Source organism: Burkholderia sp. HI4860 (assembly GCF_002223045.2).
Taxonomy (GTDB): domain Bacteria; phylum Pseudomonadota; class Gammaproteobacteria; order Burkholderiales; family Burkholderiaceae; genus Burkholderia.
On record NZ_NKFO02000001.1, the window covers coordinates 2,789,069 to 2,806,372 of the forward strand.

At 63.9% G+C, this 17,304-nt stretch carries 15 protein-coding genes; 7 read left to right on the plus strand and 8 right to left on the minus strand.

Translation table 11 applies throughout. The annotated features are described in order from the left end of the window. Positions 1-30: 30 nt before the first annotated feature. From CFB34_RS12430 to CFB34_RS12465, 8 genes are all read right to left on the minus strand, one after another. Entirely contained in the window at positions 31-1,236 is a 1,206-nt protein-coding gene (locus CFB34_RS12430) for an MFS transporter (RefSeq protein WP_046196988.1), read from the minus strand. A 108-nt stretch (positions 1,237-1,344) separates the two neighbouring features. Then, complete coding sequence (locus tag CFB34_RS12435) at positions 1,345-1,845, minus strand: DUF2127 domain-containing protein (RefSeq protein ID WP_034176083.1); 501 nt, start codon at positions 1,843-1,845, stop codon at positions 1,345-1,347. A gap of 63 nt (positions 1,846-1,908) precedes the next feature. After that, entirely contained in the window at positions 1,909-5,046 is a 3,138-nt protein-coding gene (locus tag CFB34_RS12440) for an efflux RND transporter permease subunit (protein ID WP_027813547.1), read from the minus strand. A 65-nt stretch (positions 5,047-5,111) separates the two neighbouring features. Next, positions 5,112-6,179, minus strand: a complete 1,068-nt coding sequence (locus CFB34_RS12445) for a metal transporter (RefSeq protein WP_027813546.1) — start codon at positions 6,177-6,179, stop codon at positions 5,112-5,114. Next, positions 6,179-7,573: a TolC family protein gene (locus tag CFB34_RS12450; RefSeq protein ID WP_027813545.1), complete on the minus strand. Its 1,395-nt coding sequence runs from the start codon at positions 7,571-7,573 to the stop codon at positions 6,179-6,181. Before CFB34_RS12450 ends, CFB34_RS12445 begins: the two co-directional genes overlap by 1 nt. 161 nt (positions 7,574-7,734) lie before the next feature. Continuing rightward, a complete protein-coding gene (locus tag CFB34_RS12455) occupies positions 7,735-8,016 on the minus strand; it encodes a DUF4148 domain-containing protein (RefSeq protein WP_046543880.1) in 282 nt (93 codons plus the stop codon). A 124-nt stretch (positions 8,017-8,140) separates the two neighbouring features. Further along, the gene (locus CFB34_RS12460; protein ID WP_027813544.1) at positions 8,141-9,421 is read right to left on the minus strand and encodes a HAMP domain-containing sensor histidine kinase; all 1,281 of its coding nucleotides are present in this window, start codon (positions 9,419-9,421) and stop codon (positions 8,141-8,143) included. Then, positions 9,411-10,100: a response regulator transcription factor gene (locus CFB34_RS12465; protein WP_027813543.1), complete on the minus strand. Its 690-nt coding sequence runs from the start codon at positions 10,098-10,100 to the stop codon at positions 9,411-9,413. Before CFB34_RS12465 ends, CFB34_RS12460 begins: the two co-directional genes overlap by 11 nt. 253 nt (positions 10,101-10,353) lie before the next feature. Between CFB34_RS12465 and CFB34_RS12470 the strand changes: the two genes are divergently transcribed. The 7 genes from CFB34_RS12470 (at position 10,354) to CFB34_RS12500 (ending at position 17,267) form a co-directional block, all read left to right on the plus strand. Further along, positions 10,354-11,334, plus strand: a complete 981-nt coding sequence (locus CFB34_RS12470) for a chromate resistance protein ChrB domain-containing protein (protein ID WP_027813542.1) — start codon at positions 10,354-10,356, stop codon at positions 11,332-11,334. Continuing rightward, complete coding sequence (locus CFB34_RS12475) at positions 11,331-12,515, plus strand: chromate transporter (RefSeq protein ID WP_027813541.1); 1,185 nt, start codon at positions 11,331-11,333, stop codon at positions 12,513-12,515. Before CFB34_RS12470 ends, CFB34_RS12475 begins: the two co-directional genes overlap by 4 nt. Before the next feature lie 34 nt (positions 12,516-12,549). Continuing rightward, complete coding sequence (locus CFB34_RS12480; protein WP_269150517.1) at positions 12,550-13,014, plus strand: hypothetical protein; 465 nt, start codon at positions 12,550-12,552, stop codon at positions 13,012-13,014. A gap of 203 nt (positions 13,015-13,217) precedes the next feature. After that, positions 13,218-14,774, plus strand: coding sequence for an IS21-like element IS408 family transposase (istA, locus tag CFB34_RS12485; protein WP_011875599.1), 1,557 nt, complete (start codon positions 13,218-13,220; stop codon positions 14,772-14,774). 16 nt (positions 14,775-14,790) lie between these two features. Then, on the plus strand, positions 14,791-15,540 hold the full coding sequence (gene istB, locus CFB34_RS12490) for an IS21-like element IS408 family helper ATPase IstB (protein ID WP_006397350.1): 750 nt from the start codon (positions 14,791-14,793) through the stop codon (positions 15,538-15,540). Between the two features lie 73 nt (positions 15,541-15,613). After that, on the plus strand, positions 15,614-15,976 hold the full coding sequence (locus CFB34_RS12495) for a Fe-Mn family superoxide dismutase (protein WP_226233923.1): 363 nt from the start codon (positions 15,614-15,616) through the stop codon (positions 15,974-15,976). A gap of 49 nt (positions 15,977-16,025) precedes the next feature. Next, positions 16,026-17,267 (plus strand): MFS transporter, encoded by a 1,242-nt coding sequence (locus CFB34_RS12500; protein ID WP_046196987.1) that lies wholly within the window; start codon positions 16,026-16,028, stop codon positions 17,265-17,267. Positions 17,268-17,304 lie beyond the last annotated feature (37 nt).

Below are 17,304 nucleotides of genomic sequence, written 5' to 3' on the forward strand. Positions count from 1 at the left end.
AGAGGCTTTTGTCGTGAAGATCAGGATCGGTCAGCGGTTGCGCTTCTCCAGGCGTGGCGCGAAACGGCACATCACCAGTGGGACGACAGCCAGACCGGCTCCGGCAAAGAACGTCGCCGACGCGCCATGGCGATCCCACAGCCAACCGGCGATGACGCTCGCGACCAGCATGCAGACGCCGCTCGCGAGATTGAAAAGGCCGAACGAACTTCCGCGAAGTGTCTGCGGCGCTGTTTCTGCGACCATCGCCGCGAGAATGCCTTGTGTGAAACCCATGTGCAGGCCCCAGAGCGCAACGCCGAGGAGGACGGTGATGATCGACGCGCTCGTGCCCAGCACAAGATCTGCCGCGATCAGGAGCACGAGCCCCCAGGCGAGTAGAAACCGGCGATCGATGCGATCCGAAAGTGCTCCCGCGGGGTAGGCGGAGAGCGAATAGGCGAGACTCATGACCACCATCACGCCGGGAATCCACGCGATATTCAACCCGGTCTGCTGCGCGCGCAAGACAAGGAAGGCCTCGCTGAAGCGCGAAAGCGTGAAGGTGGCACCGATCGCGACCACGAACCAGTAGCGCTCCGGAAATTCACGCCATGCCCGCCAGTGCAGCGGGGACCGGAAGCGACGAGGCGCACCTTCACCGACCGGCTCCTCAATGCCAAACAGGATCAGGCCGACCGCGATGAACGCGGGTACGACCGCGAACCACAGGACAGTGCGAATGTGATCGGAAAACCCGAGCATCAATACGATTGCGGCAAGGGGTCCTGCAAATGCTCCGATCGTGTCCATCGACTGCCTCAGTCCAAAGCAGGCGCCACGAATCTCCGGGGGCGAGACGTCTGCGACGAGGGCGTCACGCGGCGCACCGCGAATCCCTTTGCCCGCGCGATCGACAAGTCGTGCGGCCGCGACAATCCCGGGTGTGCCGGCCAGCGGGAAAAGCGGCTTGGAAAGCGCGGCCAGCCCGTAGCCGAGCAACAACAGCGCCTTGCGTTTGCCAAGCCAATCACTTACGGGCCCCGAAAAGATCTTGACGATCATTGCGGTCGCTTCGGCTGCCCCTTCGAGCACACCCAGCGCGCTCACGCTCATGCCCATCGTGGTGACGAGAAAGATGGGCAGCAACGCATGAACCAGTTCGGACGAAAAGTCCATGAAGAGGCTGACAAACCCCAGCATCCGGACTGCACGGGGAATCGGAATGCGGTCGATGGTAGATGTATCAGGTAGCATCGTTCGTTGTCTGGAATCGGGAGAAAGCTGTTTTCTACCGGGCATCAGGCCGGTGCGGCGCCGCGGACTGTATCAGCTCCGCCCGACACGGGATCCCAGCCAGGCGCTCTACATTACCGCCTTCTGCCCGTTTCGGAGATATCGGTATTCGTGCCAGGTGAGGGCGATAACGACGATGTCCAAGGCCGTGACGAGCAACAACCAGACTGAGTGCGTGAATGTAAATCGATAGACCTGGTAGCCAATGAACAGGCCGAAAACAATCATGGAAATGGGAAAGTACCAAAGTCTCTCGCACAGCAAACCGATGATCAGCCACAGCTTGATCACGCCGTGTCCGAGCAGATAAATCGCCGCGAATTTCTGGGTGTCGACAGAAAGGTGCTGTACGGTATGAAGGAGAAAGTTGGCGACGAGATCATGGGGATCTTCCGCAAACTCATCCTGCGTGACCAAACGCACAAAAGTCAGAAAAAGCCGCTGCGGAACGAAGTATGTGACAACGCCGGCAGCGATTTCTGAAAGCGCGAAAATCGCCTTGAACCACAGGCTCAATTCAAACACCAGATGGAGCTTCTTCCCGTCAAGCAGCTTGTTCAGACCAATCACGGGGATCTCTCCAATGGTTCGCAATGCGGGTCGCGTTCGCTTCGTCTTTACCGTGACACCTCGTCACTGGCCATCGCCCGTTTCTCCTGATACCGCTGCTTGTCCGGGTTCGACCAGTTCCTCGCGCGCGAAACGCCCGTAACGCAGTGCCAAGGTGGGCAGTACGATCAGGTTCAGTGCGGTCGAGGTGAGCAGGCCGCCAAGAATGACAATCGCCATCGGCCCCTCGATTTCGTTACCCGGCGCGCCGCTCGTCACGGCGAGCGGCAGCAGGGCGAGCGCAGTCACCAGTGCAGTCATCAGGATCGGCACCAGCCGTTCCGACGCACCGCGCACCGCCGTATTTATGTCCCAGGCCAGCCGGTCGACGTGCACCAGATGCTCGTAGTGGCTGATCAGCATGATTGAATTGCGCAGCGAGATGCCGAGCAGCGTGACGAATCCCACCATGCTGCCCAGCGACAGGTTCGCGCCGGTCAGCACGACGCTCAGAACCCCGCCCACGAGCGCGAAGGGCAGGTTAATCATGACCAGCAGCACGCCGCGACGGCTCTTCATTGCGAGGAACAGCAGCAGCGCGATGCCCACCAGCGCAATCCCGCCGTATGCGAGCAGGTCGCGTTGCGACTGCGCGCGCGCTTCGCTCTCACCGCTGAAGACGGCATACGTGCCCGGCGGCATCCTGATCGCGTGATTCACACGCGCCTGTGCTTCCTTTACGAAGTCGCTGACGGGCCGGCTGCCGAGATTGACCGATACCGTCTGCACGCGCTGGCCACCGTCATGTGTGATCTGGTAGCGTCCCGCGACCTGACGGATCGTCGCGAGCGAGCCCAGCGGCACGGCAAGGCCGTCGCCATTGCGCACCATGAGCTTGCCAATGTCGCCGACGGTCTGACGCTGGGCCGGGTCGAGCACAACGGCGAGGTCATAGCTGCGGCTACCCTCGTAGATCTGGGATACGGTCACGCCCGCGTAGGCAGCCTGGAGAGCATCGAGCACCTCGACGGGCCGGAAGCCCCAGCGGCTCAGGGCGTCGGGATTCAGCCGCACGTCCAGTTCCGGAATCCCGGGCGGCGAATCCACCCGCACGCTGGCGACGCCGTGGATCGTGCCGATCAGCTGGGCGATCTGCTGCGCCGTGCGATCGATGACGTCGAGATTGTTGCCGAACACATTCACGACCACCGGGGCCGTGGTGCCCGAAATGGTTTCGTCGATCCGTTCCTCGAGAAACGTGTTGACCGAGGTGGAGAGACCCGGAAAGCGCGCCAGCGCCTGGCGAATCCGGTAGAGCGCCCAGCTCTGGCCCGATGCCCCCATCGGCTTGAGGTCGACTTCGAACTCGGAGAGCTGCACGCCGGTGGGGTCGACCACGCCATTCGCGCGGCCCGCACGCTGTGCCACGAGACGCACGCCCGGCACCTGCATCAGCGCGTTCGAGACCTGCGTGCCGATGCGCAGCGATTCGGCGAGCGAGGTGCCCGGTGCGAGCCCCATGTGAACCGTGTAGTGGCCTTCGCGCAGTTGCGGAATAAAACTCCCGCTCATGAATGGCAGTGACGCGAGCGCCGCGGCGCACATCACCGCGACGATCACCATGACCGCCTTCACATGCTGTTCGACTTTCGTCAGCAGCGCGATGTAACGCGTCTTGAGGCGCCCGATCAGGCGCGGCTCCCGCTCGGGCAAGGGTCCCTTCGCCAGCAGTGCGAGTGCCATCGCCGGCGTGAGCGTCAGGGCGACGCCGAGCGACGCGAGCACGGCGAGAATGTAGGCGATACCCAGCGGCGCAAAGAGCCGTCCACCGATACCCGTGAGCGTGAGCACGGGCAGGAAGATCAGCGTTACGATGAAGGTGGCGAACACCACGGCGCTGCGAACTTCGAGCGAAGCACGCAGCACGACCCGGAAAGCGGGCAGCGGCTGGGGCAGCGTGCGGTTCTCGCGCAGGCGCCGGTAGATGTTCTCGACGTCGATGATGGCATCGTCGACCACCTCGCCGAGCGCGATGGCGAGCCCACCCAGGGTCATCGTGTTCAGGCTGACGCCGAACGACGTCAATACGATGATCGCGACCAGCAGCGACAGCGGAATCGCCACCGCGGAAATCACGGCGGTGCGCACGTTGAGCAGGAACAGGAACAGCACCGCGATGACCAGCACGGCGCCGACGATGAGCGCGGTGCGCAGGTGGCCGACGGCGGCCTCGATGAAGTTGGCGGGCCGGAAGACGTTGGTGTTTACGTCCACACCTTGCCGGGCGAGCGCGGGTCCGAGTCCCGCGAGCGTCCTTTCGATGTCGCGCGTCACGGCCATCGTGTTGGTCCCGTACTGGCTTTCCATCACCACCATCACGCCGGGCTTGCCCATGATCGATGCTGCGCCAACAGCAGGTGCACTGCCCCAGGTCACGTTGGCGACGTCACCCACACGAACCGCCGCGCCGTTGCTGGAACGCAGCACGACACTGGCCAGTTTTTGCGGTGTCGCGATCTGGCCATCGGCGTTGACGGCGATGCGCTGGTTGCTGTTCTCGATGAACCCGGCGCCGCGCACGCCGGTGGCCTGGCGCGCCGCGGCAATCACGTCCGGGATCGACAGGCCGTGGCGCATCAGCTTCGCGGGGTCGACCTGGATCTGCAGCTGGCGCGTCTCACCGCCGAACACAATCACGTCGGCCACGCCGGGAGTGCCGAGCAGCTGCGGTTTGACCGTCCACTGGGCGATGTCGTAGAGGTCCGCGAGCGAGCGCGTCGTCGACGTCAGGCCAATGGTGCGCACGACGCTCGTTGTCGTGGTGAGCGGCAGGAGTTGGGGTGCGGTGACGCCCACTGGTAGCGAGCCCGCAAGCCCGCCGATGCGCTCGGTGACGAGCTGCCTGACCTGCATCACGTTGGCGTGGTCATCGAACACAAGCGTGACCGAGGAGAGGCCCTGCATGGACCGCGAGCGAATCGACTTCAGGCCCGTCATGCCGCCGAGGGCATTTTCAACCGGCTGGGTGACGAGGCTCTCCACCTGTTCGCTGGTCATGCCCGGAGCGGCCGTCTGCACGATGCTCATCGGCGGCGCAAATTCGGGAAAAACGTCGAGCTTGGCGCGCGTCAGCGTAAAGAGCCCGTAGCCGGCCGCCATCACGGCCAGCGAGAAGATGACGCCGCGAAAGCGCAGCGAAAAGCGGATGATCGCGTCAAGCATGGGGCGTGGAATGGGACGTGGAGTCGCGTTGTTCTGGGCAGGTCATGCACGGTACGGTCGCAGGATCAGTCATCACATTCGGGCGGATCCTTGCACGCGGTGGCGATGCCCTGAGGCTTGAGCTCTTCGGAGAGCAGCAGTTGCGCACCCTGCGTCACGATCTGGTCGCCGGCGTGAAAGCCCGACGTGACCATGAAGCCGCGGTCGTCCTCGTTGCCGGCCGGCACGTAGCGTCGCGTAAAGCGCTCGGGGGCCGTGCGCACCCAGGCCCACGTCTGGCCGCCGTACCACACCACCGCCTGCGCCGGGATCAGCAGCCCCGATACGGCCTCGCTTGACGTCGGCACGCGTGCACTCGTGCGCAGATTGGCGGGCAGCGTGGCGTCGGCGACGTAGAGCCAGGGGCTCCCCTGCACGGCCGGATCAACGAGTGGCGAGGCGGAAAGCCGTTGGGCCGGCACCACGCGGCCGTCAGCCGTATCGACGGCGATGCGCTCGGGTGGCGCCATACCAAAACTTGTGGGCAACGTGACGCGCAGCACGACAGCCTGGCCCGACTGAAGGAGCTGGAACAGCCTCGAGGCCGGTGCGGCCGCGGCATTCGCGAGCACGTCGCCGAACTGCTGCCGCATCGCGCCGTCCAGCCCGTTCAGCGTGACCCGGGCAGACTGCAGTTTCGCTTCGTCGCCCTGCATCGTCGACTGTGCAGCCTGCAGGCTCTTCTGCGAAACATTGCGGTCGTCGGCAAACAGTGTGCGGCTGCCCTGGTACTGCGTCCTCGAACTGGCCGCCTGCGCGGTGAAGGTGTCAACGTCCGCGCGCGCGCTCGCGAGCCGGTTGCGCAGATCGAAGAGCGGCTGCAGATCGATGACCATCGCGTCGGCGCTGATGCCGGACTGGCTCATGACGGCGGCAAGCGGCGCCACCTCGATGTGGCTGGCCCGTTGGGCCTCGGGGCTCACGACCACGACCGTTTCACCGTTGACCGTCTGTACGGCGGGCGTCGGAGCCGACCGGGCTGCCGTGGCGGTCGATGCACTGGCGTCGTCAAACGCCTGGTTCAGGATGTACCAGCCTGCACCGGCAGCGAGGGCCAGCGAAATGACGGAAAGTAGGATCAGCCGGAGTTTCATTATGGTGTCTCTTCACTGAGGGTATCGCTCACCGCCTCATGACCCAGGGGTTGCTGCATCGCATCTTCGAGCGCGCCAGCGGCCTGCTGGACCGCGACTACGGCGTCGAGGTGGGCGCTCTTGCTGGTCTGGTAGTCAGCTTTCGCCTGCGTGAAGGTCAGCCGGTCCGCATTGCCGCTGGCGAAAGCCGCCGCCTGGCTTTCGAGTTGCCGGCGGGCACTTGCCAGATGGGCGTCGGACAGCTGCAGCGCTTCGAGGCTCGCCCGGTAGCGTGCCAGCGCGTGCGCAAGATCGCCGAGAATCCTGTCCTGCAACGCGCCGGTACGCGTGGCAGCTTCCTTGCGCTTCGCCTCGGCTTCCCTGATGCCGCCCTGGTTCTGATCGAAGATCGGCAACGTAATGCCGGCGAGCCCGAAGCCAATCTTGTTGGTGCCCGTGTCGTACGTGTAGCCGGAGCCGAGGTGGATGTCCGGATACTGTTTCGCGACCTCGAGCTGAAGCGCCGATTCGGCCGCGGCGTAATCGGCCAGCGAGGCGCGCAGATCGGCGCGATGGAAGATCGCCGCGCGCTGCGCATCCGTTGCGGGCGGCGCAGGCGGAACCGTATCGAAGGCGCTCAGGTCGAGCGTGACGCGGTCGAGCACGGTGACCGGCACGCCGATGGCGGCAGCCAGTTGTGCGAGCGCGTCCTGTTCGGCGCTTCGCGCGGCGGCCAGCTCGCTCTGGGCCTGGGTGTCGGCAAGGACGGCAGCGTCGACGTCGGGCTGCGAGTACTGGCCGACAGCGAGGCGGTGGCGGCTCATCACGGTGATCTGCCGCTCGGCGTCGGCCTTGGCGGACAGGAAGGCCATGCGTTCGCGGGCGGCGTAGAGGGCGAGCATGGCATCCCGGACCTGAGCGCGAACGCTCCACGCTGCGTTGACGATGTTCAGCCGGGCCGCTTCCGAGAGGTGGTTCGCCTGATCGACGCGATAGCCGCGCTTGTGCGCGGTCTCGATCGGAATATCGAGCGACGGCCCCCAGGTGAAGGGCGCTCCCGGCCCCGGGTTAGGCGTGTTGTACTGGAACGGCAACTGCAGGACCGGGTTGGGAATCGCGTTGGCGACGTCGATACCGGCGTTGGCCGTGCTCCATTGCGCACGGGCAAGGTCGAGGGCGGGGCTGTAGTAGAAGGCCGCCAGGGTGAGCATCTCACGATTCCAGACTGCAGGCGGCCAGGGCGTGACGTCGTGACCGGTCTCGCGCGCCACGTAGGCCTGCAGCGCCTCGCTCGCCAGCGTGCGCTCCTCGAATTGCCGGGCAAGCTGGGCGGGGGCGATCGGCTCGGGATGGTAGGTCGTGCAACCGGCCATCCCGGCGAAGGCGATAAAGACAAACGATAATGTGCGGCGCATTCTTGCATCCCATCGGATGGTGTGCCGCCCACCCGGGCAGCGTCCGGGGCGGATGCTACGCCACCGGTTGTGAAGTTTTCGTCAAGAAGGAACGGCCAGGACGCCGCCGGGGCGGGCATGCGGTATTGACGCCAGCTCTGTCAACGCCACATGTGCCGCTCTCAGTGGTGCCTGAACAGGGTCGGGTTCGATTGCTGCCACGTTGGCGCGCCCGCCTGGGCGTTCCCGTTCATGGATGCCCCGGAACCGGAGGTGTCGCAGTTCATTTCGGACATCTTGTCGGGGTAGCTATTTCTGGGTAGACGCATCAATCCTGACTGCTCCGCACACGCCAACTGGGCACGGACCGCGGCGCGCGTCGGGCCGGGGGTTGGCTGGGCAAATGCAAGTAAGGGGGCAATCGCAGAGGATGCGACGAAGAGTGCAGCGATTAGCGATTTCATGAGCGACTCCTTCACAATCTGGTCAATATCTGTTCCGGTAACTTACGGAACAGCCCATAAGCCCATGCTACGCAGGGGTTTGTGAAGTTTTCGTCAAGAACGCATCAGCAAGCGTGCAGTCGACTCAGGTCCGGCTCGTCGCCGGCAGGCGCAGCGAGACGCAGGTGCCAACGCCTGGCTCGCTGTCGATCCGGATCGACCATCCATAGCGATCGCAGACCTTTTTGACGATCGACAGGCCGATTCCGACGCCAGGCGTCGCAGTGCGCGGCGACCCGGCCTGGTAGAACCGGTCAAAGACATGGGGGAGTGCGTGTGCCGGAATGCCTGGCCCGGTGTCTTCGATGTGCAACCAGCCGTCTGCGTAGCGAAACTGAAGGCGTCCGTGTTCGGTATGCCGGACGGCGTTGTCGATGAGGTTGGACAGCACGATCGCGAGCGCCGACCGGTTTGCCAGCACACAAACACCGCGTTCCACAGCATTGACGACCGCCAGGTCCTTTCGGGCAAAACGGTCGGCGAAACGCGTCAGCGACGTTTCAATCAGGTTCGCGAGCGCCATCGGCTCGACCTCGCGTGCCGAATCCTCTCTCGCGAGCGTCAGCAGCGCGTTGCCGAGTTCGCGCATGTTGTCGGCCGCACGCTCGATCTGCTGCAGACGTGTGCGCGACTTGCCGCTGATCGCCGGATCCTGTTCAAGCAGTTCACAGCTCGTCTTGATTGCCGTAAGCGGCGTTCGCAGTTCGTGGCTCACATTCCCCGTGAACTCCTTCTCGCGAGCAATCATGTCGGCAATGCGCCGGTGGTAGTCGTTGAAAGCCTCCACGAGCCCGACGAGTTCCGTCTCATCGTACCTGCCGGGCTGGATCGGTACCGCCCCGCCGAGCCGCAGTTCCTTGACCTGCCGCGCGAGACCGGCAACCTGCCGCACCAACAGACCCGACAGGCCGAAGGACAGCCAGATCGTGAGCAATGCAAAGACACCTGTGCCTGCCATCAGGGCATTGATGACTTCCTTGAAATGCTTTTCGTAAATACTGAAGTTGTAAACGCGGTACAGCCGCGCCGCGCCGAGCGGCTCGATCGCGACGTGGATCTCCCGTCCGTCAATGATGATTTCGTGCGTGCCGGCAGGCAGACTCCCGATCGTCACCGGCAGCGTAATGGTCCGGCTGTCCGCGCCCGAAACATAGCCATTCATTCGGACATCGAAGGGCGGCAGCAGGGACGGGTTGGCTTCGTAACTCTTGAGCACATTCGTCATGTCGTCATGGATGAGTGCCGTGATCAGCCGCTCTTCCTGTGCCTCGGCCAGTGTCCTCACGCCGAGCGCCTGGGCGACCAGCAACGCGATGGTCAGCACCGAGAAGAAAAGCGCGACCTTGAAGCGCAGGCTATTTCGCATCTTGATCAGGTGCAACGAGCCGGTAGCCGACGCCATGGATGGTCTCGACAAGGTCGGCCTCGCCCTGCTCGCTGAGCGCCCTGCGCAGGGTGTAGATGTGCGTGCGCAGTGTGTCGCTGTCGGGCAGCTCCTCACCCCAGACTTCAGATTCAAGCTCGGCGCGAGTGAACATGCGCGCAGGCGACTGCAGCAGGATGCGCAGCAACTGAAGACATTTTGGGGGAAGCTTGACCGGATGCCCGGCCCGTTCGACGGTCATCGTCGACAGATCCAGTCTTACGTCGGCGAATAGAAGATCCATGGTGGCGACCTGCCCGCGATAGCGCTTGATCAGGGCCCCAAGACGTGCACCGACCTCCTTCAGCGAGAACGGCTTGACCAGATAGTCATCGGCACCGTGCACGAAGCCCTCCAGCTTGTCGTCCAGTGCGTCCCTGGCCGTGAGCATCAGCACCGGTGTGTCCCGCCGCGCCTCTTCGCGCAACCTGCGGCAGAGCGTGAGTCCGTCCATGCCGGGCAGCGCCAGATCGAGCAGGATGGCGTCCCACGAGTCGGCGATCGCCATCCGCAGTCCTGCCTTGCCATTGGAAGCAATGTCGACCTCATAGCCGTTACCTTCGAGATAGTCGTAGAGGTTCGCTGCGATCGCGGAATCGTCTTCGACAATAAGAACCTTCATGGACTTGCGTTCGTCACGTCTCGGCTGGAAGAGAGCTTGATGCTACCGCAGACTGCGTGTACTGGAGTCGGGAAAGCCGGATAGACGATGGGCACATCCCTATTGTGGCAGCGCTGGGGCATCCGTGGCCTGTGGTTCATCAGTGTAACGAGCGGACTGGCGCGGCCGGATGACATCGCATCTGGTCAGTCTTCTGCATCACGCCCACAAAGTTAACTTGTAGATATCGCTACATAAACGTAGCATTGTCTACATGAATACGTTGATGACCTGGTCCGTCCTTGTCCTGACGCTACCCACCGGGAATGCGACAGCCCGCATGCGCTTCTGGCGCGCCCTGAAGGGGAAAGGCTGCGCGGTGTTGCGCGACGGCATCTATCTGCTTCCTTACAGTCCTGAAGGGGAAAACATGCTGCGCGAGCTGGTCGCGGCGATCGGCGAGAGCGGTGGCGCAGCGCACCTTCTGCGCGCCCCCAGTCTCGATGCTTCGCAGGACGCGGAATTCCGCGGACTCTTCGACCTGGCCGATGAGTACGATGGCTTCATCCGGACACTGGCCGAAGCGCGCAAGACCGTGTCCGGGCAGTCCGCCACCGAACTGACGAAACTGCAGCGACGCCTGCGCAAGGACTACGAGACCATTGTCGCGATCGACTTCTTCCCTGGGGAAGCGACTACGCGCGCGGAGGTGGCGTGGCAGGATTTCGTGGCCCACGTCGATACGGTGCTCTCGCCTGGCGAGCCCCACTCGGCGGACCGCGCAATCCGCCTGCTGTCCGTCCTGGACTACCAGGGGCGCACGTGGGCAACCCGCCGACGGCTGTGGGTGGATCGCGTGGCAAGCGCCTGGCTGATCCGCCGGTTTATCGACGTGCAGGCCCGCTTCGTCTGGCTGCCCTCGCCGGACGATTGCCCGAAGGACGCGCTCGGCTTCGATTTCGACGGCGCGGTCTTCACGCATGTGGGAGAACGTGTGACGTTCGAAGTGCTGCTGGCGAGCTTCGGACTCGAAGGTGATCCGGCGCTCATGCGGCTTAGCTCAATGGTGCATGCGCTCGACGTGGGCGGCACGCCGGTGCCGGAGGCCATCGGCTTCGAAGCGATCATTGCGGGCACGCGCGAGCGTGCAGCTGACGACGACCAGTTGCTCAGTGACATGAGTCCCGTCCTCGACTCGATGTACACACACTTCGCCGCGGTCGAAAAAGCGCGCGACACGGGAAAACGTTCATGAGCACAACCACCGCACACGCGCCCGGATACAGCCTGGGCCAGATGGCGCTCTACATGCTCAAACTCGGCACGATCGGATTCGGTGGCCCGGTCGCGCTGGTCGGCTACATGCGCCGCGATCTGGTCGAACAGCGTGGCTGGATTACCGAGGGAGACTATCGCGAAGGGCTGGCCCTCGCGCAGATGATGCCGGGCCCGCTTGCGGCGCAACTCGGCATCTATCTCGGCTTCGTGCACTACCGGCTGCTGGGCGCGACCATCGCCGGTCTCGCCTTCGTGCTGCCGTCGTTCCTGATGGTGGTGGTGCTGGGCTGGGCCTACGCGCATTTCGGCGGACTGTCGTGGATGCAGGCCGTTTTCTACGGCGTCGGCGCGGCGGTCGTCGGCATCATTGCGATGAGCGCATACAAGCTCACGACGAAGACGCTCGGAAAGGACCGGCTGCTCTGGGCGGTCTTCCTGATCCTCGCGGCAGTGACCGTCGTGACCGAGTCTGAAATCGCCTGGCTTTTTATCGCCGGTGGCATCGTCAACTGGCTACGCCGCGCGCCGCCTCAATGGCTGGGCAAAGGCGGGATCAACGCGCTGGCCGCGACACAGGCACCGGCCCTTGCCGGGCCGCTGAGCGGTCTGGACCTTCCGCTGCTCGGTCAGATTGCGCTTTTCTTCACGAAGGCGGGCGCGTTCGTGTTCGGCTCAGGCCTCGCGATCGTGCCTTTCCTCTACGGCGGTGTCGTGACGGAACACCACTGGCTGAACGAGAAACAGTTTGTCGATGCGGTGGCCGTTGCGATGATCACGCCGGGGCCGGTCGTCATTACCGTGGGCTTCATTGGGTATCTCGTCGCCGGGCTGGCTGGCGCCTGCATCGCTGCCCTAGGGACGTTCATCCCGTGCTACCTGTTCACGGTGCTGCCTGCGCCGTACTTCAAGAAATATGGGCGGCTCCCCGCCGTCAAGGCGTTTGTCGACGGCATTACCGCCGCAGCCGTGGGGGCGATTACCGGCTCGGTCATTGTGATCGCAAAGCGCTCGGTCATCGACTGGCCGACCGCGCTCATCGCGCTCGCGACCGCGTTGCTGCTCTGGCGTGTGAAGAAGCTTCCGGAACCCGCAATCGTGGTTGCCGCGGCCCTGACGGGTCTCGCCCTCTATCCGCTTGTCCATCTGCACGCCCATTAATCGGGTGCGTTCACGAAAACTGTGAGGATTGCAAATGAAGACACGTCGCACGTTTCTGCATGATTCCGCCACAGTGGGGGCAGGCATGATGCTGGCCCAGGCGCAGCTGGTTCACGCGGCTAGTGCGTCGGGCTTTACCGACAGACTGGTCAACGCGGACGGCAACTACGCGGCGGCACCGCTGCCGTTTGCGTACGATGCGCTCGAACCGGTAATCGACGCCCACACGGTGGAACTCCACTACAACTTCCATCACAAGCCCGCCGCCGCTGCGGCGAACAAGGCGGAAGAAGGCTTGGCCCGGGCACGGGAAACCGGCGACTTTGCGCTGGTGAAATTCCACGAGAAAGAACTGGCGTTCCAGCTTTCCAGCCATATCCTGCATACGATCTACTGGACGAGCATTTCTGGCAAGGTTGGTGAGCCGGGAGGCGAGCTTGCGTATTCCGGCGAACGTGATCACGCATTTCGGCGGATCGTGATCATGGATTCCGAATGATCGTGATCACCCGTTTCGGTTGATCGTGATCGCTGATCACAGGTTTCCGAAACGCGTGATCACGATGCCGGAATGAGCGATCACGGGACCGAAACGGGTGATCACGTAACCGGAACGTAATCCGGGTTTGAGTCTGGCGGTGGCGTTGCGCATGTATTCACCGACGGCGTTAGCCTGCTCCCTTTTTTGCGGGAGAAGTGCCGATGCCGACACCTCGGATGAGCATGCGCAAATTGAAGGAAGTCCTGCGACTAAAGTGGGCGTGTGGCCTGACGCATCGGCAGATCAGCCGGGCTATCGGCATCAGCGTCGGTGCCGTCTCGAAGTTCGCGGCCCAAGCCAGCCAGGCGGGACTCGATTGGGCGGCAGCCGAAGCAATGTCCGACGACGAACTGGACGCGCGCCTGAGGCCTGCGGCAACCAATGCCGCGGCGACGACGACGCGACGCATCGAGCCCGACTACACGGCATTGCATCGCGAGCTGCGCCGCAAGGGCGTGACGCTGCAACTGCTGTGGGAAGAATACGCTGAAGCGAACCCCGGCCAGCGGACGTACCGCTACACGCAGTTCTGCCAGAAGTACAAGGACTGGGCGAAGTCGATCAAGCGCTCGATGCGTCAGCAGCACCGCGCCGGCGAGAAGCTGTTCGCGGACTTCGCGGGTCCCACCGTGCCGGTCCTGGCGAGCGATGGCGGCGTCGAGTTCGAGGCGCACGTGTTCGTTGCCGTGCTCGGCGCATCCAACTACACGTTCGCGTGCGCGACGCGCACCGAGACGATGGCGGACTGGATCGGCAGCCTGTGCGATGCGCTAGAGTTCATTGGCGGCGTGCCCGAGCTGCTCGTGCCCGACAACCCGAAGGCGCTGATCGCGCGACCCGACCGTTACGAACCCGGACTCGGCACGACCACGCAGGACTTCGTGAACCACTACGGCACCGCGATGCTGCCGGCGCGTCCGCGCAAACCGCAGGACAAGGCCAAGGTCGAAGTCGGCGTGCAGATCGTCGAGCGCTGGGTGCTGGCCCGACTGCGCCACTATCGCTTCTACAGTCTGGCTGAACTCAACAAGGCGATTGCAGAACTGATCGCCGACCTAAACCAGCGCCCGTTCAAGCGGCTCGAAGGCAACCGGCGTGAATGGTTCGAACGGCTGGACCAACCCGTCCTGCGCCCGTTGCCCGTGCGTCGCTACGAGATCGCCACCTTCCAGAAGTGCCGTGTGAACATCGATTACCACGTCGATGTCGGCGGCCACTATTACAGCGTCCCGCATAGCCTCGCACGGCAGGAGGTCTGGGCGCGTATCACACGCCACGGCGTAGAGATCCTGCATGGCGGCAAGCGTGTCGCTGCGCACGCTCGCTCGCGCCTCAAAGGCAAACACACGACCATCGCCGAACACATGCCGGCTGCGCATCGCGCGCACATGGAATGGACGCCTGGGCGCCTGCTCAACTGGGGCGCATCCGTCGGCCCCGGCGCCGAGGCTGTCGTGCGGCATCTGCTGACCAACAAACCTCACCCCGAGATGGGCTATCGCGCCTGTCTCGGTCTTCTCTCGCTCGCGCGCAAGTACGGCAAACACCGCCTCGAGGCCGCATGCCAGCGTGCATTGAAGATCGGCTCGCCCACGCGTCGCTCCGTGCTGTCAATCCTGGAAGCGGGACTTGACCTGCAGCCCTCGCTCCCGACCACGCCCGCCGAATGGCGCTCGCCCGAGCACGAGAACGTGCGCGGCCCCGACTACTACCACTGACCCGAAGGAGGTCACGATGTTGATGCAGCACACCCTTACCCAGCTAAAGGCGCTCAAACTGGACGGCATGGCTCGCGCGTTCGAGGAGCAGTCAACGCTCACGGCAAGCACCAGCCTGTCATTCGAGGAACGCGTGGGCATGCTCGTAGATCGCGAGCTGGCCTGGCGTGATACGCGACGACTCGAACGTTTGCTGCGCGCCGCGAAGCTCAAGAACCCACAGGCCTGCGTCGAAGACATTGAATACCGGCAAACCCGTGGGCTGGACCAGCGCATCGTCGCCACGCTCGCCGGCTGCGACTGGGTGCGCAATGCTCAGAACCTGATCCTGACCGGCCCCACCGGCGCGGGCAAGACGTGGCTCGCTTGCGCGTTCGGCCAGCAGGCGTGCCGGCAGGGCTTCTCCGTGTTCTATGTGCGCGTCGCGCGGCTGTTCGAAGAGCTGAAAATCGCGCACGGCGACGGCAGCTTCACACGTCGGCTTGCGCAACTCGCGAAGATTGATGTGCTGATCCTCGACGATTGGGGCTTGCAGGATCTCGACCAGGCGGCGCGCAATGATCTGCTTGAGGTACTTGATGATCGTGTCGGTACGCGCTCGACTGTGATCACCAGCCAGTTGCCGCTCGAACACTGGCACGCGTGGCTGCAGGACCCCACGCTCGCCGATGCGATTCTCGATCGGCTCGTGCATCAGGCCCACAAGCTTCCGGTCAAGGGCGATTCGATGAGAAAGAAAACGAAATCCGAGTCCGCTGACGCCTGATCGTGATCACCGTCGCTATAATCCATTGACCGCGCAACACCACCTTCCAGACTGATCACGTTCGCCGAAACGATTGATCACCATCGCCGAAATCCGCAGCGAGCTCGCCAGAACGATCGACCGCCATTTCGGCTCGTATGCGAAATTCAAGGCGCAACTCGTCGCTGCGACCATTGCCACCGAGGCCTCGGGCTGGGGTGTCGTCGGCTATCTGCCGGCGACCGGCAAGCTCATGATCCTGCAGTGCGAGAACCACCAGAAACTCACCGCGTGGGGCATCCAGCCGATTCTGGTGCTCGACGTGTTCGAGCATGCCTACTACCTGAAGTACCAGAACCGCCGCAACGAATACGTCAACCAGCTGTTCAGCATCCTCAACTGGGACAACGCAGCGTTGAGACTGCAGGCCGCAATGCAGTCGCACGCCCTGGCCTGACAAGGGGGGCGGTACAAGGCCGCATGCAGGCCCGAATGTGGAGACATTGATGCCCCCTGTCCGTGCACCCCTGTCGGACCTGCTGTGGCCGCCGGGCATCGATCGCAGCGCGCGGCTGTTGCTCGCGGCGCGAGGTTTGCGCGGAGTCTGTGATGGTTTCGTTGCGGTACTGCTGCCCGCGTATCTTCTCGCCCTCGGCTTCGAGCAACTCACGGTCGGCCTGATTGGCACGGCCACATTGCTGGGATCAGCTCTCGCCACGATCCTGGTCGGCGTGACCAGCGTCCGCTACCCGCACCGCCCGCTGCTGCTGTTCGCCGCGGCCTTGATGGGCGCGACAGGGCTTGCGTTCGGCTGCCTCTCAACCCTGTGGCCGTTGCTCGTGGTGGCCTTTATCGGCACCCTCAATCCCAGTTCAGGGGACGTCAGTCTTTTTCTGCCGCTGGAACACGCACGCCTCGCCGAAGCGTCGCACCCCGATTCCCGGACAGCGCTGTTCGCGCGTTACAGCCTCGTGGGCGGGCTGTCGGCGGCGCTCGGCTCGCTGCTCGCAGCTTTGCCGCAATGGTTCGCGGTGCGCTCCGGCATGTCCGGACTGTTCGCCATGCGCGCGATGTTCGTCGTCTACGCGCTGACGGGCAGCGTGGTCTTCCTGCTGTATCTGGGTTTGCCAAAGGAGACAGTGCACGCCGCGAAGGCGCACGTGCCACTGGGTCCATCGCGCGCGATTGTGACGCGTCTGGCGCTCCTGTTCAGCGTCGATGCGTTCGCCGGCGGCCTGCTTGTCAACTCGCTGCTGACGCTGTGGCTGATCCAGCGCTTCGGACTTTCGCTGGCTGCGGCCGGGCAGTTTTTCTTCTGGTCGGGGCTGCTCAGTGCCGGCTCGCTGCTTGCCGCGGCGCCGATCGCGCGCAGGATCGGGTTACTCAACACGATGGTGTTCACCCACATCCCGTCGAGCGTGTGCCTGATTGCCGCGGCATTGACGGCATCCCTGCCGCTGACCCTGACGTTGCTGCTCCTGCGCAGTGCACTTTCCCGGCTGGATGTGCCGACGCGTAGCGCCTACGTGATGGCCGTCGTGACGCCCGCTGAGCGGCCTGCTGCCGCGAGCTTCACGGCTGTGCCGCGCAGCCTTGCCGCGGCCGTGGCGCCGTCGATTGCCGCAGCGATGCTCGCAGCCGGATGGCTTGCTGCGCCGCTGATCGCGTGCGGGACGCTCAAGATTGCCTACGATCTCGCCGTGCTTGCCGCCTTCCGCCATATCCGGCCGGATGGAGGCGCGCCATGATTCGCGGCAGTTCATTGTGTGGGCAACTTGCGGCGAG